Annotated in this window: 23 protein-coding genes; 16 read left to right on the plus strand and 7 right to left on the minus strand. The window is 71.3% G+C overall.

The window, feature by feature from the left end:
- Nucleotides 1–101 precede the first annotated feature (101 nt).
- From ABZO31_RS21420 to ABZO31_RS21455, 8 genes are all read left to right on the plus strand, one after another.
- Nucleotides 102–902: a hypothetical protein gene (locus ABZO31_RS21420; RefSeq protein ID WP_406862849.1), complete on the plus strand. Its 801-nt coding sequence runs from the start codon at nucleotides 102–104 to the stop codon at nucleotides 900–902.
- A gap of 382 nt (nucleotides 903–1,284) precedes the next feature.
- Complete coding sequence (locus ABZO31_RS21425) at nucleotides 1,285–2,847, plus strand: polymorphic toxin-type HINT domain-containing protein (RefSeq protein ID WP_406862850.1); 1,563 nt, start codon at nucleotides 1,285–1,287, stop codon at nucleotides 2,845–2,847.
- Nucleotides 2,847–3,242 carry a hypothetical protein gene (locus ABZO31_RS21430; protein WP_406862851.1) on the plus strand — a complete coding sequence of 132 codons (396 nt, stop codon included), beginning with the start codon at nucleotides 2,847–2,849 and terminating at the stop codon, nucleotides 3,240–3,242. The genes ABZO31_RS21425 and ABZO31_RS21430 overlap by 1 nt, the downstream gene beginning before the upstream one ends.
- Nucleotides 3,239–3,616 carry a hypothetical protein gene (locus ABZO31_RS21435; protein ID WP_406862852.1) on the plus strand — a complete coding sequence of 126 codons (378 nt, stop codon included), beginning with the start codon at nucleotides 3,239–3,241 and terminating at the stop codon, nucleotides 3,614–3,616. Before ABZO31_RS21430 ends, ABZO31_RS21435 begins: the two co-directional genes overlap by 4 nt.
- 115 nt (nucleotides 3,617–3,731) lie before the next feature.
- Complete coding sequence (locus ABZO31_RS21440) at nucleotides 3,732–5,252, plus strand: polymorphic toxin-type HINT domain-containing protein (RefSeq protein ID WP_406862853.1); 1,521 nt, start codon at nucleotides 3,732–3,734, stop codon at nucleotides 5,250–5,252.
- A gap of 2 nt (nucleotides 5,253–5,254) precedes the next feature.
- On the plus strand, nucleotides 5,255–5,743 hold the full coding sequence (locus tag ABZO31_RS21445; protein WP_406862854.1) for a hypothetical protein: 489 nt from the start codon (nucleotides 5,255–5,257) through the stop codon (nucleotides 5,741–5,743).
- Nucleotides 5,736–6,851 carry a hypothetical protein gene (locus ABZO31_RS21450; protein WP_406862855.1) on the plus strand — a complete coding sequence of 372 codons (1,116 nt, stop codon included), beginning with the start codon at nucleotides 5,736–5,738 and terminating at the stop codon, nucleotides 6,849–6,851. Before ABZO31_RS21445 ends, ABZO31_RS21450 begins: the two co-directional genes overlap by 8 nt.
- A gap of 67 nt (nucleotides 6,852–6,918) precedes the next feature.
- The gene (locus tag ABZO31_RS21455) at nucleotides 6,919–7,683 is read left to right on the plus strand and encodes a hypothetical protein (protein WP_406862856.1); all 765 of its coding nucleotides are present in this window, start codon (nucleotides 6,919–6,921) and stop codon (nucleotides 7,681–7,683) included.
- Between the two features lie 87 nt (nucleotides 7,684–7,770).
- Here ABZO31_RS21455 and ABZO31_RS21460 read toward each other — a convergent pair whose 3' ends face one another.
- Complete coding sequence (locus ABZO31_RS21460) at nucleotides 7,771–8,124, minus strand: DUF192 domain-containing protein (RefSeq protein WP_406862857.1); 354 nt, start codon at nucleotides 8,122–8,124, stop codon at nucleotides 7,771–7,773.
- A gap of 110 nt (nucleotides 8,125–8,234) precedes the next feature.
- Between ABZO31_RS21460 and ABZO31_RS21465 the strand changes: the two genes are divergently transcribed.
- Together ABZO31_RS21465 and ABZO31_RS21470 are read left to right on the plus strand one after the other, a co-directional pair.
- Complete coding sequence (locus ABZO31_RS21465) at nucleotides 8,235–9,104, plus strand: prepilin peptidase (RefSeq protein ID WP_406862858.1); 870 nt, start codon at nucleotides 8,235–8,237, stop codon at nucleotides 9,102–9,104.
- Between the two features lie 228 nt (nucleotides 9,105–9,332).
- The gene (locus ABZO31_RS21470) at nucleotides 9,333–10,730 is read left to right on the plus strand and encodes a DUF2079 domain-containing protein (protein ID WP_406862859.1); all 1,398 of its coding nucleotides are present in this window, start codon (nucleotides 9,333–9,335) and stop codon (nucleotides 10,728–10,730) included.
- 2 nt (nucleotides 10,731–10,732) lie between these two features.
- Here ABZO31_RS21470 and ABZO31_RS21475 read toward each other — a convergent pair whose 3' ends face one another.
- The 4 genes from ABZO31_RS21475 to ABZO31_RS21490 all read right to left on the minus strand — a co-directional run bounded on the left by ABZO31_RS21475 (nucleotide 10,733) and on the right by ABZO31_RS21490 (nucleotide 13,809).
- Entirely contained in the window at nucleotides 10,733–11,719 is a 987-nt protein-coding gene (locus tag ABZO31_RS21475) for an SMP-30/gluconolactonase/LRE family protein (protein WP_406862860.1), read from the minus strand.
- Between the two features lie 158 nt (nucleotides 11,720–11,877).
- On the minus strand, nucleotides 11,878–13,026 hold the full coding sequence (locus ABZO31_RS21480) for a winged helix DNA-binding domain-containing protein (RefSeq protein WP_406862861.1): 1,149 nt from the start codon (nucleotides 13,024–13,026) through the stop codon (nucleotides 11,878–11,880).
- A 292-nt stretch (nucleotides 13,027–13,318) separates the two neighbouring features.
- Nucleotides 13,319–13,588, minus strand: a complete 270-nt coding sequence (locus tag ABZO31_RS21485; protein ID WP_406862862.1) for a hypothetical protein — start codon at nucleotides 13,586–13,588, stop codon at nucleotides 13,319–13,321.
- Nucleotides 13,585–13,809 carry a hypothetical protein gene (locus tag ABZO31_RS21490; RefSeq protein WP_406862863.1) on the minus strand — a complete coding sequence of 75 codons (225 nt, stop codon included), beginning with the start codon at nucleotides 13,807–13,809 and terminating at the stop codon, nucleotides 13,585–13,587. The genes ABZO31_RS21485 and ABZO31_RS21490 overlap by 4 nt, the downstream gene beginning before the upstream one ends.
- A 447-nt stretch (nucleotides 13,810–14,256) precedes the next feature.
- Between ABZO31_RS21490 and ABZO31_RS21495 the strand changes: the two genes are divergently transcribed.
- A complete protein-coding gene (locus ABZO31_RS21495) occupies nucleotides 14,257–15,261 on the plus strand; it encodes a hypothetical protein (RefSeq protein ID WP_406862865.1) in 1,005 nt (334 codons plus the stop codon).
- A gap of 92 nt (nucleotides 15,262–15,353) precedes the next feature.
- Here the strand turns inward: ABZO31_RS21495 and mgrA are convergent, their stop codons facing one another.
- Nucleotides 15,354–16,391, minus strand: a complete 1,038-nt coding sequence (gene mgrA, locus ABZO31_RS21500; protein ID WP_406862866.1) for an L-glyceraldehyde 3-phosphate reductase — start codon at nucleotides 16,389–16,391, stop codon at nucleotides 15,354–15,356.
- Between the two features lie 111 nt (nucleotides 16,392–16,502).
- Between mgrA and ABZO31_RS21505 the strand changes: the two genes are divergently transcribed.
- The 5 genes from ABZO31_RS21505 to ABZO31_RS21525 all read left to right on the plus strand — a co-directional run bounded on the left by ABZO31_RS21505 (nucleotide 16,503) and on the right by ABZO31_RS21525 (nucleotide 22,312).
- A complete protein-coding gene (locus ABZO31_RS21505) occupies nucleotides 16,503–17,264 on the plus strand; it encodes an isoprenyl transferase (protein WP_406862868.1) in 762 nt (253 codons plus the stop codon).
- Nucleotides 17,265–17,656: 392 nt separating this feature from the next.
- A complete protein-coding gene (locus ABZO31_RS21510; protein WP_406862870.1) occupies nucleotides 17,657–18,979 on the plus strand; it encodes a PhoH family protein in 1,323 nt (440 codons plus the stop codon).
- 385 nt (nucleotides 18,980–19,364) lie between these two features.
- Nucleotides 19,365–20,057, plus strand: a complete 693-nt coding sequence (locus ABZO31_RS21515) for a transglycosylase SLT domain-containing protein (RefSeq protein ID WP_406862871.1) — start codon at nucleotides 19,365–19,367, stop codon at nucleotides 20,055–20,057.
- A 147-nt stretch (nucleotides 20,058–20,204) separates the two neighbouring features.
- Entirely contained in the window at nucleotides 20,205–21,638 is a 1,434-nt protein-coding gene (locus tag ABZO31_RS21520) for an AI-2E family transporter (protein ID WP_406862873.1), read from the plus strand.
- Nucleotides 21,635–22,312, plus strand: coding sequence for a hypothetical protein (locus ABZO31_RS21525; RefSeq protein WP_406862874.1), 678 nt, complete (start codon nucleotides 21,635–21,637; stop codon nucleotides 22,310–22,312). Before ABZO31_RS21520 ends, ABZO31_RS21525 begins: the two co-directional genes overlap by 4 nt.
- A 72-nt stretch (nucleotides 22,313–22,384) precedes the next feature.
- Here the strand turns inward: ABZO31_RS21525 and ABZO31_RS21530 are convergent, their stop codons facing one another.
- Nucleotides 22,385–22,921: an alkyl hydroperoxide reductase gene (locus ABZO31_RS21530; RefSeq protein ID WP_406862876.1), complete on the minus strand. Its 537-nt coding sequence runs from the start codon at nucleotides 22,919–22,921 to the stop codon at nucleotides 22,385–22,387.
- Nucleotide 22,922: the final 1 nt, after the last annotated feature.

Genomic DNA, 22,922 nt, shown 5'->3' on the forward strand with positions numbered 1-22,922 from the left:
GACCCGAAGTCCTTGAAGCAGTTGGAGATGGCCCCGAAGTTCAAGAACAACCCGGCGGCTGTCGAAAAGGCCAGGAAGATCAAAGAAGGAAACTTCCCCTAGTGATCGCCAACCTGCTGATCAGCCGGCGTCTCGATCCGGCCGCGCTCGCCGCGGCGCTCGCGGACGTGGTCGGGGTACCGGTCGACCAGGTGGACGTCTGTCTCTCGGACGGCGACCAGGACGCCCGTGACTGGGACGCGACCGTCCTGTGCACGTACCACCACGTGCGAGGGGACATCGCGATGAGCCTCGACGTGTACGTACAGGACGAGCACGGCAACAGTACGGCCGGCGAACCGGCCCTGGCCGCGGCCTTCGCGGGCCGGACCGGTGCAGGGGTGGTGTACTCGGACGACCGCGCCGACCCGGAGACGTGGTGGCTGGCCGACTCCGGCGGCACGTTGACCCGGATCCGGCTCCTCGCCTCCGAGGACGATCTTCCGGTGCACACGGTCGACGCCGTCGAGTACCCGTCCCTGGCCTTCCCCCACGCGAAGGTGACCCCGCTGTACGAGATCCTCCGCGAGGGACCGCTCTCGACGCCCGTCGCCTCGGCGCTCGGCTTCGACGGCCGTGGCGTGGTCTCGCTGACGATCTGGGAGCGGCTGGTCCGGCGGATGGCGGCCGGCTGGCCGCCGGCCGGGCGGTACCTGCTGGAGCTGTACGCGGAGGACCTGGACGCCCGGGACCACCTCGAACGCCGGCTCGCCGAGACCCCGGAGCCGGACCGGGCGGCGCTGGCGGCCGCGACCGCCGAGGTGGACGCGCTCTTCCGGGAGCTCACGGAAGAGGACCCGGCGGCACCCGGCGACGCACGCTGGTGGCGCACGCGGCGTCCGCGCCGGGCCTGGGCCGATTGAATCGTGCACGCGGACGACCCGACCGCACGATCGCTGTGCCCGAGTACCGGGACGACGGCGCGGGGCTGCGGTTCGTGCGGGATCGTGAGCGGGCGCCGGCGTGGCCGTCGGCCGGTGCCTCTCGACTCGTTGCGGTGCCTGCGTGGGGATCGGGGACGACTGGGCCGAGCGCGGTGCGCCCGTCACGCTTCGAGACAACTGTGAGGGATGCGACCCTCTTTGGGCCTCTGGGCCCATGCTTCTGCGGGGAGTTGTCCGTAGCGTCGAGTGCATGTCGTTGTCACGGGGTCTGCACAAAATTCGGCGTCGCGTGCGCGCGGTGATGCCGAGTACGAAGAGTCGTCTGTTCGGGCTGCGTAAGTCGCAGTCGGGTCAGGGGGCGTTGGAGTACGTCGGTCTGATCGTGGTCGTGGTGGCGATCGTCGGTGCGCTCCTGGCCACCAATATGGGGCCGGAGTTGGCGGGCAGTTTCAAGACCGCGGTCTGTGAGGCCACGGGCGGCGACAACTGTGGTGGTGCGGACAACCGGGCCGATGACGGTGGCAACGGCGGCAACGGGGATCAGCCGGCCGGTGACGGCGGCAAGCCGAAGTCTCAGGCGCAGATCGACTACGAGAAGGCGCTGAAGGAGCTTCAGGACGCTCAGAAGGCGGAGAAGGACGCCGGCGACAAGGCCAAGGACGCCGCGAAGGAACTCGCGAAGATCCTGGCCGAGGAGCTCGGGATCACCGACGCCTTCAACTGCATCACCAAGGGCGACATGGGGGCCTGCACGGAGACCCTCATCAACATCCTGACCAGTCTGATCGGCGGTGCGGTCGGCAAGCTGGCGGCCAAGTACGGCGCTCCGTGGAAGTGGAAGAAGGCCGCCGAGCTGATCGGGAAGCTCAAGAAGCACGGCGGGGATCTGTACGACGGCATCACGGATCTCATCAAGAACCGCAAGAAGGTCAAGGACGCCCAGAAGAAACTCGACGACGCCAAGGCGAAGGTCGACCAGGAGAACAAGGGCAAACCCGACGGCAAGCCGGACGAGAAGAAGCCGGACGACAAGCCGACCACCTGCCCCGTCGGCCACAGCTTCCTGCCGGGTACGCGGGTCCTCGTCTCCGGTGGTCTGTCGGTCCCGATCGAGTCGGTGCGGCTGGGCGACGAGGTCCTGGCCACCGACCCGGTCACCGGCCTGACGATGCTGCGCACGGTCACCCGTACCTTCACGACGCACGACGACAAGGACTTCACGCGGCTCACGACGTCCGCGGGCACGGTCACCGCCACGGACACGCATCCGTTCTGGCTGGTCGACGAGCGCCGCTGGGCGGACGCCGGCGACATCGAGCGCGGCGATCTGCTCCGCCTGCCGTCCGGTACGACGCTCCAGGTCACGGCCGTGAACCGGTACACGCAGCGGCAGACCACCCACGACCTGTCCGTGGCCGGCATCCACACGTACTACGTCGGCCTGGGGACGCAGTACGCCCTCGTCCACAACAACGACCCGTGCGACCACCCGGACTACGACCCGGACCCGGAGTACGGCATCACGGACGACGCGTTCAACAAGATCGACGACAAGTACGGGGTGGAGATCGCCGACGGCGTCGACTACAACGTGAAGCGCATCAAGTCCAAGGACCAGGCGCCGCCGAACGAGACCCCCGAGGAGAAGGCCCAGCGCCTCAAGAACGCGGACGACCACATCATCCCGGGCACCAACGGCGACCCGGCGAAGATGGCGGAGTACTTCGCGTCCTTCAAGGACAAGAAGTTCACCCACCACGACCCGCGCCCGCCGAACCCGAACAATCCGAGTTCGCAGGCGGACGTTCTCTACGATGAGGACAAGGGTGTCGTGATCATCAACAATGGCAAGAACATCCACGGCTACAAGATGTCCAAGGCCGACTTCGACCGGCTGTACTCCCCGGGAGCCAAGCGCAGCTGATGAAGCCCGAACTGGAAGCACGGAGCAGCGATGACCCGGCCGGCAGTGACCGGTACGTGTTCGGTGTCGACGAGGAGCAGTTCCACCTGCTCCGGCGCGCGCTGATCACGTACCTCGGCGCGGAGCCGGCCCCGGCCGCACGGGCGCTGGTGCTGGGCCCGGGCCGGGCGGGTCTGGAAGCCGCGCTCCAGGTGGAGCGGGACTACGCCGACGTGGTTCCCGGACCGCTCCCGCTCGCTTTCGAGGAGGTCCGCGGGCTGTACGCGATGCTGCTCACCGTGGCGACCTTCTGGCCGCAGTCGGAGGAGGACTTCGTGAAGCGGGTCGGTCACTTCCGGGAGACGGTACGACAGCTGGCCGGGCTCCTGGTCGGGGCTCTCCGGGAGGCCCGGTGAATCGCGTACGCGTCGAGGCCGCGCCGGACGGGCGCGGCGTGACGCTGCGGCTGACCGGCCCGCAGCACGAGCTGCTCTGCCGGTCCGCCCAGGCGTTCTGCTCGCTCCTCCCCGAGGGGCCGGGGCGGGACCTGGCGCTCGGGCCGGGCGGCGCGGACCTCGTCGAGCTGCTCGCCCCCTCAGAGGGGGACGCCGAAGGGTCCGTCACGGTCGTCGTCACCTCCGAACAACTGCACGCGATCCACGCGATGTTGACGACACTCCTGGTCCTCGTCCCCTCCGAGCTCACCTTCATGCAACAGGTGGGGTACTTCCGGGAGAACGCCGCCGGGATGGCCGCAGGCCTGCGCCGTGCCGCCGGCCGCCTCGCCTGAGCAACGCAACGTGGACGAGCAGGCGCAACAGGACGCGCGCCCAGGCGCGGGTTGAGGCCCGCATTGGGCCTCTGGGCCCATGATTCTGCGGGGAGGTGTCCGTAGCGTCGGGCCCATGTCGTTGCCTCGGGGTGTCCGCAAGGTCCGGCGTCGCGTGCGCGCGGTGATGCCGAGTACGAAGAGTCGTCTGTTCGGGCTGCGTAAGTCGCAGTCGGGTCAGGGGGCGTTGGAGTACGTCGGTCTGATCGTGGTCGTGGTGGCGATCGTCGGTGCGCTCCTGGCCACCAATATGGGGCCGGAGTTGGCGGGCAGTTTCAAGACCGCGGTCTGTGAGGCCACGGGCGGCGACAACTGTGGTGGTGCGGACGATCAGGCCGACGGTGCGAACGGCAACGGTGATCAGCCGGCCGGTGACAAGGGTGACGGCGGCAAGCCGAAGTCTCAGGCGCAGATCGACTACGAGAAGGCGCTGAAGGAGCTTCAGGACGCGCAGAAGGCGGAGAAGGACGCCGGCGACAAGGCCAAGGACGCGGCGAAGGAGCTGGCGAAGATCCTGGCCGAGGAGCTCGGCATCACCGACGCTCTCGACTGCATCACCAAGGGCGACATGGGGGCCTGCACGGACACCCTCATCAACATCCTCACCAGCCTGATCGGCGGTGCCGTCGGCAAGCTGGCCGCGAAGTACGGCGCTCCGTGGAAGTGGAAGAAGGCCGCCGAGCTGATCAAGAAGCTCAAGAAGCACGGCGGGGATCTCTACGACGGCATCAAGGACCTGATCAAGAACCGTAAGAAGGTCAAGGACGCCCAGAAGAAGCTCGACGACGCCAAGAGGAAGGTCGACGCCGAGCAGAAGGACCCGCCCAAGGACAAGGACAAGGAACCGGACCCGACGACCTGTCCCGTCAGTCACAGCTTCCCACCCGGTACGCGGGTGCTCGTCCCCGGTGGCCTGTCCGTTCCGATCGAGTCCGTCCGGCTCGGCGACCAGGTCGTCGCGACCGACCCGGTCACCGGCCTGACGACCCTGCGCACCGTGACACATACCTTCACCACGCACGACGACAAGGACTTCACGAGGCTCACGACCTCCACGGGCACGGTCACCGCCACCGACACGCACCCGTTCTGGCTCGTCGACGAACGCCGCTGGGCCGACGCCGGCGAGATCGAGGCCGGCGACCTGCTCCGTACGCCGTCGGGAACCCGAGTCCCCGTACTCTCCGTGGACAGGTTCACGCAGCGGCAGACCACTCACGACCTGACGGTCGCGGGCCTGCACACCTACTACGTCGGTGTCGGCCTCGGCAGCGTGCTCGTCCACAACACCCCGCCCGGCCCCTGCTCGATCACCACGCCCAAGGACGCACCGGTGATCAACAGCAAGACGGTGTTCAAGGCGAAGGACAATTCCTTCCGCATCGATATCGAGAACCAGAATCCCGGGAAGCCCGGAGCCGGTATCCATCTGCAGTTCATGGGGCGCGGCGCGGACCCGACGAAGTACTACTACAATCCCGTGGACGGGAGCTGGGTCTCGGAGAACGGGGCGAAGCTGCCGGCCAAGGTTGCCAAGCAGGTTCCGCAGAGCGCCATCAAGAAGGCGTATCAGTACTTTGGTATGGAAGCTCCATGAGAATGAACTCGTCGATGCGGTCGCTCTGGCGTGAGCCGCTGGACGTAGGGTACGGCGACCTCCCGGTGGAATTGCGGGACCTGGTCGACCAGGGCTGGAAGACCGGTCCCGCCGGCGCGCTGCTCCTCGGGGGCATGCACGGTGACGGGTGGCGGGACGACTGGAGTCCGGGCGAGGTCGCGCGTCACGAGATCGACGTGAACGACGTGTGGGTACCGCCCACGGGACTCGACGAGGACCGCGACGTCTTCCTGCCCGGAATGGTGGCGAGGGCGCGTGGGTTCCTGGCCTGTGCCGTGGAAGCCGCGAGCGGATTCGAAGCAGCGGACCGCCTTGTGGGCGTGATCTCGGTGGGAATCGACGACGACTATCTCGAGCACGGCACGACGGTGAAATTGCTGACACGGCGCGGTGGATTCCCCGACTATTTCGAGGATCTGGAGCGGTTCGTCTTCGAGGGAATGGCTGTCGTCGACGCCGCTGATGTCTGATCTCCTGCCCGTTGCCCGTGCCCGCCTCACCGCCGCCGCCCCCGCGCTCCTCGGCTACGCCGCCGTGCGGGCGGTCGGGATGGTGGTGTTCGCCGTGGCCGCGGCCGTGCAGGGGGAGGACGCGCTGCACCGGCTCAAGGGGCGGTGGGACGCGGTCTGGTACGTGCGGATCGCGGAGCACGGGTACGGGTACGAGGTCACGCTGCCGAACGGGGACGTACACTCCGACCTCGCGTTCTTCCCGCTGTTCCCCGCCCTTGAGCGGGCCCTCGCCGCCGTGTCCCCGTTCGACGCCGCGACCGCCGGGCTCGTCCTCGCCTGGGTCGCCGCCTTCGCCGCGGCCTGGGGGATCTACGCCGTGGGCGCGCAGGTCGCCGGGCGGCCCGCCGGGATCGCGCTGGCCGTGCTGTGGGGGGTGTACCCGACCGCGTTCGTGCAGTCCATGGCGTACACCGAGAGCCTCTTCACCGCCCTCGCCGCCTGGTCCCTCCACGCCGTCCTGCGCGACCGCTGGGTCCTCGCCGGACTGCTCTGCTCCCTCGCCGGACTCACCCGCCCCTCCGCCGCCGCCCTGGTCGCCGCGATCGGGATCACCGCCGTCGTCACCGTCGTACGCGAACGGCGGCTGCGCCTGCCCGTCGCCGCCGGCGCCCTCCTCGCGCCGCTCGGCTGGTTCGTGTACGTCGTGTACGTCGGTGTCCGCCGCGGCAGCGTCACCGCCTACTTCGACGTCCAGGCCGCCTGGGGCAACAGCATCGACGGCGGCGTCGCACTCGCCCGCTTCATCGCCGACCAGCCGCCGCTCGCCGCGCTCGGCCTGTGCGCCGCGCTCGCCCTCGTCGCCTGGGTGCTCGTGCTCTGCGTACGGCAGCGCCAGCCGCTGCCGCTGCTCGTCTACACGATCGCCGTCGTCGTCATCTCCCTGATCGGCGCCGCGTACTTCGGCTCCCGGCCGCGCCTGATGATGCCCGCCTTCGGGCTGCTCCTGCCCGCGGCCGTCGCCCTCGTCCGGCTGCCGGTACGCGGCCGGGTGGCCGTCGTCGCCGTGCTCGCGCTCGCGTCCGGGGCGTTCGGCGCCTTCAGCCTGCTCGGCTCCGGACCGCCGTAGCCGACCGCACCGCAATGGGTCCTCGGGCCCATGCTCCGGCCCGATCCGCCTTGTTAGCGTGCGGTACATGACTCGACGACGGATCGCACGGCTCACCACGGCGGCAGTCGCCGCCGCGCTCACCCTCGGGCTGACCACGGCCTGCGAGGGCGACGGCGGTGAAAAGAAGGACGAGGGCAAGAGCGTCGCCGAGCAGAAGCCCACCCCGAGCGCCACGGCCCCGCCGGCCGCGCCCTCGCCCACGCCGTCGTCCGTCGCGCCCGCCGGCAAGCCGCTGGCCAAGGCCGAGCTGGAGAAGGCGATGCTCGTCGCCGCCGACGTCCCCGGCTTCAACGTCGGTCCTATGGACGCCCCGCCGCCGGAGGGCGAGATCGCCGAGAAGCCCGAGTGCGCCCCACTCATCTCGGTTCTCAACGGGCAGCCCGAACCGACCGGTTCGGCCGCCGCCTACCGCCAGCTCACCGGCGCCAACAAGGACCTCAAGCCGGCCGTCTCCGAGTACCTCACCAGTCACGGGCCGAGCGCCGCGACCGTGCTCTCCCGGCTCCGCGCCGCCGCCACCGCCTGCCAGGGCGGCTTCACCACCCGCAGCGCCTCGGGCCCGTCCACGTACAAGGGCGTCAAGGAACTGCCCGGGCAGCGGATCGGCGACGACAGCTTCACGTACCAGCTCACCGCCGACTTCGAGGGCGCGCCGGTGCCGCTGGTCTTCCAGGTCGTCCGCCAGGGCCCGACCGTCGCGACCTTCTACACCGCCAACTTCGAGGGACCCGCGACGCCGAAGATCCCGGAGGCGATCGTCACGGCTCAGGTGAACAAGCTGAAGAAGTAGGGAGTAGGGAGTAGGGAGTCTGAAGAAGTGGCGAGTAGGGAGTAGGGAGAACGACGGGGAGGGGCCGCCGGCCCATCCCCCCGTCCCCTACGCCTCGATGCTCAGCCTCGCCCCCGGCCGTACCCCCCACGCCTCCATCGCGCCCGCCTCCGACTCCAGGACGTGCCGGGCGCGCAGGCTGATGCGGCCCATCCGGCCCGGCTTCATCGTCTTCACCGCGACGACCTCCAGATTCCGGTTCAGGTACGCCACGTCGATGGTGAACCTCATCCGGAAGGTGTGGACGCTGTTGCACGGGGTGATCAGCAGTGCGCCCTCGAGGCCGTCGCGGCCGAGCAGCCCGCGCCGGCGCGTGCCGTACGACGCGGCGATCTCGACCGGTATCGCCTCGTTCCGTCCCTGGACGGTCAATGTGCCCTTGCCGTTGCGCCATTTCGCCATGGTCGAAGACCGTAGCGCCCCGTCCGCGGTCCGTGACTTGGGCCCCGTACCCGCCTCCAGTGGGCCCCTGGGCCCAAGACCGGGCCCGGGGCGCCCCGTAGGGTCGAAGCGTGTACGTCACGCTGATCGCCGTCGCCGCCCTCTGGGGCGCCGCCACCGGGCTGCTCGTGCCGCGCGCCGCGTACCGGCTCTCCGTCGAGCCGGAGGAGGCGTGGCGCGGCGAGTGCCCCGAGGGCCATGCGCTCATGGGCCCGGCCCGCGGCTGGCTCGGCGGGACGAAGTGCCAGGTGTGCGCGGTGGCCGCCCCGGTTCGGCGGCCGGTGCACGCGGAGGTCGCCGCGGGCGGGAAGGCGGGTGCGGAACTGCCCGCCGACGAGGCCCGCGAGGAGGGTGACGGCGAGGAGGCCGCGCCTGCGCCCCGGCCCGTACCGCCGCTGCGCACCAACCCCGCGATCCCCGTCGTCACCGCTCTGTCGTGTGCCGCGCTCGCCGCGGCCACCGGGTTCCGGCCCGAGCTGGCGGTCTGGCTGCTGTGCGCGCCGTTCGCCGTCCTGCTCGCCGTCGTCGACCTGCGGGTCCACCGGCTGCCCGACCACCTGACGCTGCCGCTCGCCGTGGCCGCGCCGCTGCTCCTCGGGGCGGCCGCGCTGGTGCCGGGCGCGGCGGGGTCCTTCGCGTACGCGCTGCTCGGCGGACTGGTGCTCGGCGCCGCGTACTTCCTGCTGTTCGTGATCAACCCCAACGGCATGGGCTTCGGCGACGTCAAGCTGGCGCTCTCGCTCGGCGTGCTGCTCGGCTGGTACGGCTGGGGGATCCTGTTCGCCGGCGCGTTCGCGGGGTTCCTGTTCGGCGGGGCGTACGGGTTCGGGCTCGTGCTGCTGCGCAAGGCGAACCGCAAGTCCCACATCCCGTTCGGGCCGTTCATGATCGGCGGCGCGCTGCTCGGCGTACTGTTCGGCGCGCTCTCCGCGACGGCCTGAGCCGGCCACCTGGCACGGACACCTTCCATCCACGCCTCTCACGCACGCCTGCCACGCACCGACTGACGTCCCCGGAATCGGTGGTCGTCCGCCCTAGCATCCAGCCATATGCGGACAATCACCGACATTCGGCGTCGTCATGTGCCCGTTCCCGCCGCGGAAGCACGACCGTCCCGTCCTCACCCTGCCGCCCCTCTCCTCCCCTGGGCGTGGGCCCTCGCCCTCTGCGTGCTGTACTCCACCGTCGCCGTGCGCCGCCACGCCCTGCTCCGCACCACCGGGTACGACCTCGGCATCTTCGAGCAGGCCGTCCGCGCGTACGCCGAACTACGCGCCCCTGTCGCGCCGTTGCGCGGCGAGGGCTTCAACCTCCTCGGCGACCACTTCCACCCGCTGGTCGCCGTCCTCGCGCCCCTCTACCGGCTGTGGTCCTCCCCGCTGCTGCTCCTGGTCGCCCAGTCCGCGCTGCTCGCCCTCGCCGTCGTGCCGCTCGCCCGCTGGGCGCTGCGCGTCCTGGGGCGGCGCTCGGCGCATGCCGTCGCCGCCGGGTACGGGCTGAGCTGGGGCATCGCCTCGGCCGCCGCGTTCGACTTCCACGAGGTGGCGCTCGCCGTACCGCTGCTGGCCTTCGCCCTGGAGGCGCTGGGACGGCGCCGCTGGGGCGCGGCGGTGGCCTGGTCCGCGCCGCTGCTGCTCGTCAAGGAGGACCTGGGGGTGACGCTGGCCGCGGTCGGCGGGTACATCGCGCTGAAGGGGCCGCGGCGGCTGGGCCTGGTGACGGCGGCGGCCGGCCTGATCGGCTCGGCGGTGGAGATCAAGCTGCTGCTGCCCGCGTTCAACCCGGGCGGGGGGTACGCGCACGGCGGCAACCTCGCCGACGGGTACGGCTCGCTGCTCTCCACGCTGGCGCACGCTCCGCTGGACGTGCTGCGGCCGGACGTGAAGGCGATGACGCTGGTGCTGGTGTTCGCGCCGTCGGCGCTGCTGGCGCTGCGCTCGCCGCTGGCGCTGATCGCGGCGCCGACGCTGGCGTGGCGGATGGTGTCGGAGAACGGCTTCCACTGGGGGACCTCGTTCCACTACAGCGCGATCCTGATGCCGGTGGTGTTCGCCGGGCTGGTCGACGTACTCGCTCGCCGGCGGCGGCGCGGTGGGCCGGACGCGGCGCGCGACGTCCGCGCGTCCCTGGCGACGGTGCTGACGGTGACCGTCGTCATGCTCCCGTCGTTCCCGCTGGCGCAGCTCGCCCAGCGGGCGACCTGGCGGACCACCCCGCACATCGAGGCGGCCCGCGCGCTCCTTGAGCGGATCCCGGACGGCGCGACGGTCGCCGCGTCGAACCGGCTGGCCCCGCAGCTGACCTCGCGGTGCACGGTCGTCGTCTTCCCGACGTTCCCGGTGGCCGGCGAGCTGTACCGGTACGACCGCGAGCGGCTGCCGCCGCCGACCGCGGAGTGGATCGTGTACGACCGCGAGGCCCCGGAGTCCTGGCCGTACAAGCCCGGCCACTGGCCCTACCCGGTCGAGCAGCAGGAGGCGGAGCTCGCGGCGGCGGAGAAGGTGCACGGGTACCGGGTGGTGGCCCGTCGTGACGGCGTCACCCTGCTCCACCGCCGCGGCGGGTAGCGCTACTTCTTCGCGTTCTTCCCGTTCTTCTCGAGGTCGGCGAGCAGCAGATTCGGGTCGGTCTGGGTGAAGAAGGCCGCGCTGGGGACGTACAGGGTGCCCTTGTGCACGGCGGCGGAGGTGGGGTTGGACAGCCCGTCCTGGGCGGTGAGCAGGATCTTGTGCGTGCCGTCGGGGCGGACGAGGGCCAGCTCGTTGCTCATGATGAGCGCCGCGAGGACGTGGTCGCCGTGGCCGGTGAAGGCGAAGTCGTCGATCCAGGCGATCCCGGTGGCCCGGGTCTCGGCGGGGCCGGCGGTCCCGTCGTGGCGGACGGGGATGCGCAGGAGGGTCTGCCGGTCGGTGTTGGACACCCAGACGGCGCCGTTGTGGACCTTGATCCCGTTCGCGCCGACGAGGCCGTTCGGTGCGGGCAGCGGCTGGAGGGCGGTTCCGGTGGCCCAGGCGGTGGGCGCGCCGCCGTCCAGTGGGACGCGCCAGACGGTGCCGAGGACGGAGTCGGCCGCGTAGAGGGCGCCGCACTTCTCGTCGAGGGCGAGTCCGTTGGGGAAGCCGCCCGGCGGCAGCGCGGCGATCCGTTCGGGGGCGCCGCCGTCGGGGCGGATGCGCCAGACGCCGTTCTCGGCGGCGGTGCCGGTGGCGTAGTTGACGTACAGGGTGCCGTCCTTCGCGCGGACCACGCCCATGGTGGCGGCCGCGCCGATGACGGGGGTCTGGGGGTTCGCCACGGCGGGGAGCTGGGCGAGCACCGTGGTCGTGCCCTGCCGGTCCACGCGGACGACCTGGCGGGCCAGGGCGAAGGTCAGGACGGCGGAGCCGTCGGGGGCGAGGGCGATGTTCTCGGGGGTCTGGCCGGCGGCGAGGTCGAAGTGCGCGACGATCCGCGGGTTCGACACGGTCGGCTCGTGGGCGGCGGCCGGGCCGGAACCGAGGACGGCGAGGGCGAGCGCGGCGGAGGCGGTGGCGGCGAGACGGGGGAGTCGGGGCATGAGGTTCTCTCCTGATACGGCAGGTCGGCGCGGGGCGTGCGGTGCCACGACGAACATGGCGATCCGTCAGGCACCGCTGCCCGGCACCCCGCCGCGCCGTCCCCCGCACGGCCCATGACCAGCCCCCGATCGCCCGACAGCGGTGGCCCGCCGCGCCGCTACGCGTGCGGGCCCACCTCCACCCGTCCCACCACCAGCTCCGCCCGGCTCTCCAGCACCTCGCCCACCCGGGCCGCCTGCCGCTCCAGTTCGTGGAGGCGGCCGGGGTCCAGGGGCTTCAGCGGCTCCACCGTCACCGTCACCCGGCCTCCCCTGCGGCGTTGGTGCCAGACGCCGGCGACCTCGCCGTCGACGAGGAGCACGGGATAGTTGCCCGCCTGACCGCCGGCCAGGGCCCGGGTGGAGGTGGCGCCGGGGAAGAGACGGGCCCGGGGCTGGGAGGTGACGGCGAAGGAGTCGAAGTACGGGAGCAGCCGCACCCCGCGCGCTGGCTCCGCCGGGAACTCCGTGTCGCCCGCGACCACCCACGCCGGGCCGTCCTCGAAGACGAGCTCCTCGATCCGTCCCGCCTCCGCCGCCCCGGCGAACAGGTCCTTCGCCCAGCCGGCCGGGGCCGCCAGCCAGGTGGCGAAGTGCTGCGGGGTCGCCGGGCCGTACGCGGACAGGTAGCGGTCCAGCAGGGCCGCCAACGCCTCCGGGCCGGCCAGCGGCCGCACCCCGGGGTTCGTGTACGTGACCCTGCGGCCCCGGTTCGCCCCGTAGCACAGCACCCCGCGGTGCGCGGCCGTCATCGTCGCCTGCCGCCAGCGCGGCCACTTGTCCTGGAAGGCCTCCATCACGCGCTCGCCCGCCCACGGCCCGGTGCGCGCCACGATCGCCTCGGTCAGTTCGTCCGTCGTGAGCTCCGCGCCCGTCAGCGCGTCCCCGATCGCCGCCACGATCTCGTCCGTCTGCGCCTCGCTCAGCCGGACGCCTTCGGGCTGTCCGCCCCGCCCGGCCGGCAGGGCGGACAGCGCGCCGGTCCACAGCGGCAGGTCCTCCGCCGCCAGCAGGTGCACCGTGCCGCGCGGGCCGTGCGTCTTCACCAGGGAGCGTTCCTCCCACAGGGCCGCCCGCACGTCGGCCCGGGTCGCCGACGCCGTACGCAGCGCGAGCGACAGCTCTGCCGCCGACAGGATCTGCGCATGCACCCCGAGCATCGCCGCGGCCACCGCCGCAGGGGCGGCGTCCGCCGGCTCGTCGAGATGCTGGCGGTGGATGCGCCGGGCGTCGGCCCGGGCCCAGGTGATGTGCGCGGTGGAGGTCATGACCCGACCGTAGGTGTGAAGGAGGACAGGTTCCGTCCTCCTTGCCGCGTCAACCGGGTGCCCGGTCCCGGGGGTCCCCCTTGGGAGGGACGGAACCCGCCGCCACGCCCGGGCGTAAACCCGCCACCGGGCCCCAGAACCCGTGTCCCGCCTGGCCTCCGGCGGTTCCGCGGCACTCCGTCGGAGTCACGTGGCACGCACCACGACTAATGAAGGGTTATGGTGGAAACCCCCCCTCGGGCCGGTCCGTATCCCCCCCCACGGACCGGCCCGTTTTCTTTCCCGGGGCCGCTCACCGGCTCGGCTCGGGGACCGGGGCGAGCCGCCGGACGGCGAACTCACGGTTGGTCCGCGTCTGCCGCCGGTACGCCGCGGGCACGGCCAGGAGCCGGTCGCACGCGGAGAGCGCGGCCGCGTGGTCGCCGACCCGGTACGCGGTGATCGAGTACTCGAACAGCAGCCCCCAGCGGTACACCCACGGCTGGACGAACAGGATGTCGTCCGGCTGCCCGCGGTCGACGGCGGCGGAGACGATCGCGTGCGCGACATGGTGACGCTTCATCTTCCGCAGCCGGGACGCCAGTTCGTAGCAGGCTTCGAGGCGCCCGGGCGCGCCTCCCAGGCGCGGGTGAGCAGCTCCGCGGCCGCCGGCCAGTCGCCGGCGTCCGCGGTGAGGATCCCCGCCTGGAGCAGCGCGTAGGCGACCTCCTCGTCCCAGCCGCCCATTGCGGCCCGGCGCTCGTAGAGCTCGACGGCCTCGTCCGTACGGCCCAGGTCGCGCATGGGTCTGGGCGAGGCAGAAGGGGATGCCGTCGAGCGCCTCGCGGATCAGCTTCTGGGGTCCGTCCGTGGACCCGGTGTCGGAGATGACCCAGGTGTCCACGAGGTCGCGGACCGAGGCGAGGCAGCGTTCGATCACGCGGGACTCGTTCTTGACGATCATGCACAGGCAGACAGACGGCTTCATGGCAACCCACTCCCAGCGGACCGGTCCGGAGGGCCTGGTGGCGGGTGCCCTTATGAACGGGCCCCGGCCACCCGAATGCGGCACGCCGAGGCCGGTCCGGGGTTCGCTCCCGCGTACGCGCCCATTCGGAAGGGCCCGTAGGCCAGGGAGTTGATGGTTCCGTCGTGACCTCAAGGCGTTGCAGTCGCGATCCGATAACCCCCGAGGAGGCCCGAACAGGTTTCCAGATCATCGTTCGATCCGGTAATCGAAGGAGCATACGCATGCGTCCTGATCTCAGGACCCGGTCCCCTCTGGGACCGCTCGCCCGACGCCGTTCCTGGTCCGCCGGCGGGGCCGTCGCCTCGCTCACCCTCGCGATCGCGGGCATCGCCGCCCCGGCGGTCGCCGTCGCCCCGCCCCCGGCACCGTCCCCGGACATGATCGCGGCGGAACCCGCGAACGGGGGCGACTGCAAGGATCACCACCCGGCGCCCCCCGAGGGCGGACCCGCGGGGCTCCGCGGTCCGGACGGGATCGGGGAGCTGGTGGACCGCGAGCTGCGCGCCGTCGCGGAGAGCATGCCGCAGTACCTGCGGTCCGGCGGCGTCGACAAGGACAAGGACAAGGACAAGTGCAAGGAAGGGAAGCCGGGCCCGCCCGGACCCCCGGGCCCCGAAGGTCCCGCAGGCCCGGCAGGCCCGGCAGGCCCGGCAGGCCCGGCGGGACCGGCGGGACCGGCAGGACCCCAGGGGCCGGCGGGTGAAGACGGGCAGCAGGGGCCCGCGGGCCCGGCAGGTCCCGCAGGCCCGGCAGGGCCTCAGGGTCCGGAAGGTCCCCAGGGCGACACCGGCCCGGCCGTGTGCAACGACATCGACGCCCACCGGCTCGAAGCCAGCCGTGAGGTCAAGGGCGTGCTCGTCGACGGCGCCGTGTTCGCCGGCATCCGGGATCTGCAGGCAGACGTCACGGACTTCATCTGGCACCCGCTCGCCGGCGCCCCGGACGGCGCGTGCTCGGTGTCCATCGCGGAGCAGGCCAACCAGATCTCGGTCGAGACGCTCACCCTCGAGGGCGAGGTGTGGGAGTTCCGGTGCGTGACGGTTCCCGGCTCGGGCAACACGCTCGACTGCAGCACGGTCACCGACGACCCGTTGGACCCGGACTACCCCCGGGGCCGGTGGATCCTGCTGCAGCCGAACCCCGACGGCACGAACAACGCCGCCCGGTTCCTGGGCGGGCAGCAGAGCCCCGGCGCGGTGAACCACGCCGTGAAGGCGAGCAAGTGACCTGACCCCGGCCCGAAGCCGGCCCGGCACACGCCGGAGGGGCGGTGCGTACCCCACGTACGCACCGCCCCTCTGTCGCCGCCGGGGCCGGGCTACCCCCGGCCGGCCCAGATGTTCGTGCCCGCCGTGTCGACGGCGAAGGAGTCGATCTCCTTCAGCTCCTCCTCCGTCAGCGGCGCCGCCGCCAGCGCCGCCACGTTCTCCTCCAGCTGCGCCACGCTCGACGCGCCGATCAGCGCCGACGTCATCCGCTCGTCCCGCAGCACCCATGACAGCGCCAGCTGCGCCAGCGACTGGCCGCGCCGCTCGGCGATGTCGGCGAGGCCGCGCAGCCGGCGCAGCACCTCGTCGGAGAGCAGGTCCGGGTCCAGGGACTTGCCCTGGGTGGCCCGGGAGCCCTCGGGGATGCCCTTCAGGTACTTGTTGGTGAGCAGGCCCTGGGCCAGCGGCACGAAGGAGATGCAGCCCATGCCGGCCGCCTCCAGCGTGTCGAGCAGGCCGTCCTCCTCCGTCCAGCGGTTGATCATGGAGTACGAGGGCTGGTGGATCAGCGGCCGCACGCCCATCTCGTTCAGGATCCGCGCCGCCTCGGCGGTCTGCTCGCTGTTGTACGAGGAGACGCCGACGTACAGCGCCTTGCCCTGCTGGACCGCGGAGGCGAGCGCCCCCATGGTCTCCTCCAGCGGGGTGTGCGGGTCGAAGCGGTGCGAGTAGAAGATGTCGACGTAGTCGAGGCCCATCCGCTGCAGCGAGGCGTCGAGGGACGACATCAGGTACTTGCGGGAGCCCCACTCGCCGTAGGGGCCCGGGTGCATCAGGTAACCGGCCTTGGTCGAGACGATCAGCTCGTCCCGGTACGGCGCGAAGTCCTGCGCGAAGAGCTTGCCGAAGTTCAGCTCGGCCGAGCCGGGCGGGGGCCCGTAGTTGTTCGCCAGGTCGAAGTGGGTGACGCCCAGGTCGAAGGCGCGGCGCAGGATCGCCCGCTGCGAGTCGAGGGTGCGGTCGTCGCCGAAGTTGTGCCACAGGCCCAGCGAGACGGCGGGCAGCTTGAGGCCGCTGCGCCCGCTGCGGCGGTATTCCATGTGGTCGTAGCGGTCCGCGGCGGCGCGGTAGGGGAGGGAATCAGTCACGTATCCCTCCTTATCACGGCCTTGTGACAGCACCGGGCTGGGAGCCCGTTACCCGTCCGCAGTAGTGTGGCGGCTTCGGGGGCCGCCGCAGCCATGGAGGGGTAAGGAACAGTGAACCTGCGCGACCTGGTGTACAGGCTCTATGCGCGCCGGGTGGAAGGCCGACTCGATCACGCCCAGGTGCCGAAGCACATCGGTGTCATCCTCGACGGCAACCGGCGCTGGGCCAAGGCCTCCGGCGGGACCCCCGAGCAGGGCCACAAGGCCGGCGCGGACAAGATCCAGGAGCTGCTCGGCTGGTGCGCCGAGACGGACGTCGAGGTCGTCACGCTCTGGATGCTGTCCACCGACAACCTGAACCGTCCCGAGGAGCAGTTGGTCCCGCTGCTCGGGATCATCGAGAACGCGGTGCGCGCGCTCGCGGCGGACGGCCGCTGGCGGGTGCACCACGTGGGCAACATGGACCTGCTGCCTGCCCGCACCCAGGCCGTGCTGAAGGAGGCCGAGCAGGCCACGCACGACCACACGGGGATACTCGTCAACGTCGCGGTCGGCTACGGCGGCCGCCAGGAGATCGCGGACGCGGTCCGCTCGCTGCTCCTGGAGCACGCGGGGAAGGGCACCAGCTTCGAGGAGCTGGCCGAGATCCTCGACATCGACCACATCGCGGAGCACCTCTACACCCGCGGCCAGCCCGACCCGGACTTGGTGATCCGCACCAGCGGCGAGCAGCGGCTGTCCGGCTTCATGCTGTGGCAGAGCGCCCATTCCGAGTACTACTTCTGCGAGGTCCACTGGCCGGCCTTCCGCAAGGTCGACTTCCTGCGCGCGCTGCGCGACTACGCGGCCCGGCACCGGCGCTACGGCACCTGAGGGCAGGGCAGGGCAGGGCAGGGCAGGACAGGTGCAGGGCGGGGCGGGGCGCCCCGGGGTCTGCTGGGGGTCCGGGGGGCGTCCCCCGGGAAGGAACAGCGCGGCCCGGCACCGGCGCTACGGCACCTGACGGAGCACCACCCGGGACACCCCCCGTTCATGAACGCGCCGTCATATGCCATGGCATGGCCAAGGTAGTTCGAGGGAATACCACTTCCAGAGTGAGCGGCACGGAGCCCGCTCACCCGGGAGGCCCCTTGCACCAGGACGACGACCGTGCCGGACGTGCACGGACGACGCGGAGGGCCGGAGCTCGGCCCGCGCATCGTGGCCAGAGCCCGGCCCCAACCACCCGCGATCATGCGTCCCTATAAAGGGGGGTCTGTCCTTCCGTGGTGACCAGCACAAAGCGCCGCATGCCCGACCGGCGCACCTACGTTCTCGACACCAGCGTCCTGCTGGCCGACCCCAAGGCGTTGGCCCGGTTCGACGAGCACGAGGTCGTGCTCCCGATCGTCGTGGTCACCGAACTGGAGGCCAAGCGGCACCATCCCGAGCTCGGCTACTTCGCCCGGCAGGCCCTGCGCCTGCTGGACGATCTCCGGGTCCGGCACGGACGCCTCGACGCCCCGCTGCCGATCGGGGATCTCGGCGGGACGCTGCGGGTCGAGCTGAACCATTCCGATCCCGGCGTGCTCCCGGCCGGCTACCGGTTGGGGGACAACGACTCACGGATCCTGGCGGTCGCGCGCAACCTCCAGGCCGAGGGGTACGACGTCACGGTCGTCTCCAAGGACCTTCCGCTGCGCATCAAGGCCTCGTCGGTGGGCCTGCTCGCCGAGGAGTACCGCGCTGAGCTCGCCATCACGGACTCCGGCTGGACCGGAATGTCCGAACTGGCACTCTCCGCGGACCAGGTGGACCTCCTCTACGACCAGGAGTCGCTGTACGTCCCGGAGGCCGCCGAGCTGCCCGTGCACACCGGTCTGGTGCTCCAGTCGGAGCGCGGCAAGGCCCTCGGCCGGGTCACGGCCCAGGGCAACGTCCGGCTGGTGCGCGGGGACCGGGAGGCGTTCGGCATCCGGGGCCGCAGCGCGGAGCAGCGCATCGCGCTGGACCTGCTGCTCGATCCGGACGTCGGCATCCTGTCGATGGGCGGCCGGGCCGGCACCGGCAAGTCGGCGCTGGCGCTCTGCGCCGGTCTGGAGGCGGTGCTCGAACGGCGCCAGCACCAGAAGGTGATGGTCTTCCGGCCGCTGTTCGCGGTGGGCGGGCAGGAGCTCGGCTATCTGCCGGGCACCGAGGCCGAGAAGATGAGCCCCTGGGCGCAGGCGGTGTTCGACACGCTCTCGGCGGTGACCAGCCGGGACGTGATCGAGGAAGTGCTGGGGCGCGGGATGCTGGAGGTCCTGCCGCTCACGCACATCCGGGGCCGCTCGCTGCACGACGCGTTCGTGATCGTCGACGAGGCGCAGTCTCTCGAACGGAACGTCCTGCTGACCGTGTTGTCCCGGATCGGGGCGAATTCCCGGGTTGTTCTCACGCACGACGTGGCACAACGGGACAATCTGCGCGTCGGCCGGTACGACGGAGTCGTCGCCGTGGTCGAGAAGCTGAAGGGGCATCCGCTCTTCGCGCACGTCACGCTCACGCGCTCGGAGCGTTCGCAGATCGCCGCCCTGGTGACCGAGATGCTGGAGGACGGCCACATCTGAGAGACGCCTGAGGGGCATATGCCCCTATGTCCCGAAAGGGAGTTGACGCCGCCCGGCGAAGCGAAGGAGCTTAGCCGGGCGGCGTCGCGCGTCGTGGGCGTTTCGTCAAAACTCCTGTGACTGCAGAGGTGTGAGCTTTCCCACGTAACCGGGAATTGCCTTGCGGCATCGGCTTCCGGCAGAGTCTTGCTTCCGTCAGGCCCCGCATACGGCACACGTGCACCCTCAGGGGTGCACCGCACCACACAACTCCAGACTTGCAGCCGTATGCCGCCCACAGCACCACGGGCCCGTGTCTTTTGTGACCAGCACGATGAAGACCAGCGCCAGGGGCACGATTTCGCCCGCGTGGTCACCGTTGCGGGGGATGCTGGAAGGAAACCGTGTGAGCCGGATCTCGGTCCGGGGATTCGCGGTGGCTTCGGCCACTGCGGTCACCACCGTCGGCGCCGTCGTCGGCGTAGCCTCGGGCAACACCCAGGCTGCCGCGGACGACAACTTCGAGGCCACCGCGGCCGACACCACGCTGCTTGCCGACATCCCCGTCGGCGAGCAGGCACAGGTTCAGGTGTCGTCGCTGTCGCAGCAGGCGGACGCCCAGGCCGCCGCGGCCGACTCGACCGCGCGCAAGGCCGCTGAGGAGTCCGCCCGTCTCCAGGCGGCCAAGGACGCCGAGGCCAAGAAGAAGGCGGCCGACAAGGCGGAGCAGGACCGCAAGGACGCCGAGCTGCGCGCCAACCGCGCCGCGGTGCGCGACGCGTCGAGCTTCTCCGCGCAGAGCTCGTACTCCATCTCCGAGGTCAAGGCGATGGCCCGCCAGATGATCCCGGCGGACCAGTTCCAGTGCTTCAGCAACATCGTGGACCACGAGTCCGGCTGGAACTACAAGGCCACCAACCCGTCCTCGGGCGCGTACGGCCTCATGCAGGCGCTGCCGGGCTCGAAGATGGTCTCGGCCGGCGCCGACTGGCGGACCAACCCCGCCACCCAGATCAAGTGGGGCCTCAACTACATGGAGAGCCGCTACGACAGCCCGTGCGGCGCCTGGTCCTTCTGGCAGGCCAACCACTGGTACTAGGTCGCGCCCGACGGACCGGCGACCCGGTCCGGAGCTCAACCTCGCGCAGCCCCTCACCGTCCTTCGGTGAGGGGCTGCCTGCGTGTAGGTTCGGGGTCCGGTGACGAGCGGACTCCCGAGGGGAGTGGCGGGGGAAGAGGGAAGAGGATGTCGAGACTGCCGGGCTGGCTCAACGGAGTGGGCGCCGCGCTGCAGCGCATGGGCGAGCGCCTGGACGCCCGCAGGGCGGCGGCGGAAGGCGACGATCCGCTCGCGCCGCCGTACCCGCCCGCGGAACCCGGCGGCTCGACCGGCGGCGACGACGGCGGTACGGAACCGAAGACCCCCGCGTCGAAGGGCGAGGCGGCCGGAGCGGCCGGGGCCCCCGCCGCCGGCGGCGCGATCCCGCCGCCGCCCGCGTACGCGCCCGCCGTCGCGGCGCGGCCCGACCCGTCCGCCGCGATCCCGTGGGGGATGCGGGTCGCCGCCGAGGCCGGCTGGCGACTCCTCGTCCTCGCGGGCACGTTGTGGGTGCTGATGCGGGTGATCAGCGCGATCCAGCTGGTGGTCCTCGCCTTCGTCGCCGGGCTGCTGATCACCGCCCTGCTCCAGCCCACCGTGACCCGGCTGCGCCGGCTGGGGCTGCCGCACGGCGTGGCCACCGCGGTCACCGCCGTCGCCGGGTTCGTGATCATGGGCCTGGTGGGGTGGTTCGTGGTCTGGCAGGTCATGGACAACATCGACAACGTCTCCGACCGCGTCCGGGACGGCATCGAGGAGCTCAAGCGCTGGCTGCTCGACAGCCCCTTCCATGTGACCGAGCAGCAGATCAACGACATCGCCCAGAACCTGAGCGACTACATCGGCGCGAACACCGAGCAGATCACCTCCGCCGGACTCCAGGGCGTCACCGTGGTCGTCGAGTCGCTGACCGGGATACTGCTCGCGATGTTCTGCACGCTCTTCCTGCTGTACGACGGCCGGAGGGTGTGGCAGTGGACGCTGAAGCTGGTGCCGGCGCAGGCACGGCCCGGGGTCGCCGGGGCGGGGCCGAGGGCCTGGCGCACCCTCACCGCGTACGTGCGCGGCACGGTCCTCGTCGCGCTCATCGACGCCGTGTTCATCGGCGTCGGGATCTACTTCCTCGGCGTGCCGCTGGCCGTGCCGCTGGCCGTGTTCATCTTCCTGTTCTCGTTCATCCCGCTCGTGGGTGCGGTGGTGTCGGGCGCGCTGGCCGTGGTCGTCGCGCTGGTCACCAACGGGGTGTTCACCGCCCTGATGGTGCTCGTGGTCGTCCTTGCGGTGCAGCAGATCGAGGGCCATGTGCTGCAGCCGTTCATCCTCGGCCGCGCGGTACGGGTCCACCCGCTGGCCGTCGTCCTCGCGGTCGCCGCCGGTGGTCTCATCGCCGGCATCGGCGGCGCGGTGGTCGCGGTGCCGCTGGTCGCGGTCACCAATACAGTGGTCGGCTACCTGCGCGCGTACAGTCACGAACAGGCGCTGCGCGCCGCGCCGGAGCCGCACGGCGCGACCGCGTACGCGATCGCGCCGACGTCCGCGCCGGGCTCGGCGGAGCGGACCGGGGGAGGGGACGACGCATGATCTCGGAGCCGGAACTGGTGGGCGGGACGCACTATCCCGAGCCGGAGCGCCTGCGCTCCGAGGAGCCGGCCCCGCCCGGCCCCCGGCAGCGCCGACCCTGGGGCTGGGCGTTGGGCGGCGCGCTGGTCGCCTCGGCGCTGTGGGCGGGCGGCCTGTACGCGTACGAGTCCCGTCCGGACCCGGGCCCGGACATGCGGGGCTACAGGAGCGCGACGGACGTGTGCGGCAAGGCGAAGCTGGAGGGCCTCGCCGGCGTGCTGGGGAAGGCGTCCTGGGACGCGACCCCGTCCGTCGAGAAGGACCCGGCGCTGGAGTGGACGATCTGCACCATGACCTTCGGTTCGCCGGAGACGGGCTACAGCGGCATGATCGAGTACACCCGTCACCTGGTCACCGACCCGGGCCCCGAGTTCGAGGCACACGCGAAGCCGTACGAGATGGAGCCGTTCGAGGGCCTGGGCGAGAAGGCGTACGTCTCGGTCGACGGCAACCGCGGTGCCCGACTGCGGGTCCTCGACGGCCAGGTGGAGCTGGAGCTCTCGTTCGACTCGCAGGCGAGCTGGATGGAGGACCAGGGGGAGCCCGTCCAGAAGACCAAGGAGATCGACCTCTCCGGCATCGACCAGGTGATGGCCCAGGACATGGCCGCGCTGATGGCGGCGCTGAAGAAGTGAGCCGCCGGGCACACGGCGGAAGGGCCCCGGGGACGAGGTGTCCCCGGGGCCCTTCCGTGCGTACGGCGCCTGCTACTCGGCGATGACCGCTTCCGCGTCCAGGACCGTGCCGACGGCCTGGATCACCGAGGCGATCTTGAACGCCTCCTGGATCGTCTCGCGGTCCACACCGGCCTTGCGGAGCACCTGCTCGTGCGAGTCCAGGCACTGGCCGCAGCCGTTGATCGCGGAGACGGCCAGGGACCAGAGCTCGAAGTCGACCTTCTCCACGCCCGGGTTGCCGATGACGTTCATCCGCAGACCGGCGCGCAGCGTCCCGTACTCCGGGTCCGACAGCAGGTGCCGGGTCCGGTAGAAGACGTTGTTCATCGCCATGATCGCGGCGGCGGACTTGGCGGCCTGGTACGCCTCGGGCTTGAGGTTGCCCCGGGCCTCCGGCTCCAGCTCCGCGAGGACCTTCGGCGAGCGCGAGGCGATCGCGCAGGAGAGGACGGTGCCCCACAGCTGCTGCTGCGTGAGCGCGTCGTTGTTGCCGATGACCGAACCGAGGTTCAGCTTCAGGTCCTTGGCGTAGTCCGGGAGGGCGGACTTCAGCTCATCGAGGGCCATG

The organism is Streptomyces solicamelliae, from assembly GCF_045348655.1.
GTDB classification, from domain to species: domain Bacteria; phylum Actinomycetota; class Actinomycetes; order Streptomycetales; family Streptomycetaceae; genus Streptomyces; species Streptomyces solicamelliae.

Coding starts and splice junctions, on each gene's coding strand:
- ABZO31_RS21430 (WP_406862851.1), top strand. CDS start 2,847: ATGAAGCCCGAACTGGAAGCACGGAGCAGCGATGACCCGGCCGGCAGT.
- ABZO31_RS21440 (WP_406862853.1), top strand. CDS start 3,732: ATGTCGTTGCCTCGGGGTGTCCGCAAGGTCCGGCGTCGCGTGCGCGCG.
- ABZO31_RS21445 (WP_406862854.1), top strand. CDS start 5,255: ATGAACTCGTCGATGCGGTCGCTCTGGCGTGAGCCGCTGGACGTAGGG.
- ABZO31_RS21450 (WP_406862855.1), top strand. CDS start 5,736: ATGTCTGATCTCCTGCCCGTTGCCCGTGCCCGCCTCACCGCCGCCGCC.
- ABZO31_RS21455 (WP_406862856.1), top strand. CDS start 6,919: ATGACTCGACGACGGATCGCACGGCTCACCACGGCGGCAGTCGCCGCC.
- ABZO31_RS21460 (WP_406862857.1), bottom strand. CDS start 8,124: ATGGCGAAATGGCGCAACGGCAAGGGCACATTGACCGTCCAGGGACGG.
- ABZO31_RS21475 (WP_406862860.1), bottom strand. CDS start 11,719: ATGCCCCGACTCCCCCGTCTCGCCGCCACCGCCTCCGCCGCGCTCGCC.
- ABZO31_RS21480 (WP_406862861.1), bottom strand. CDS start 13,026: ATGACCTCCACCGCGCACATCACCTGGGCCCGGGCCGACGCCCGGCGC.
- ABZO31_RS21485 (WP_406862862.1), bottom strand. CDS start 13,588: ATGAAGCGTCACCATGTCGCGCACGCGATCGTCTCCGCCGCCGTCGAC.
- ABZO31_RS21490 (WP_406862863.1), bottom strand. CDS start 13,809: ATGCGCGACCTGGGCCGTACGGACGAGGCCGTCGAGCTCTACGAGCGC.
- ABZO31_RS21495 (WP_406862865.1), top strand. CDS start 14,257: ATGCGTCCTGATCTCAGGACCCGGTCCCCTCTGGGACCGCTCGCCCGA.
- ABZO31_RS21520 (WP_406862873.1), top strand. CDS start 20,205: ATGTCGAGACTGCCGGGCTGGCTCAACGGAGTGGGCGCCGCGCTGCAG.
- ABZO31_RS21525 (WP_406862874.1), top strand. CDS start 21,635: ATGATCTCGGAGCCGGAACTGGTGGGCGGGACGCACTATCCCGAGCCG.
- ABZO31_RS21530 (WP_406862876.1), bottom strand. CDS start 22,921: ATGGCCCTCGATGAGCTGAAGTCCGCCCTCCCGGACTACGCCAAGGAC.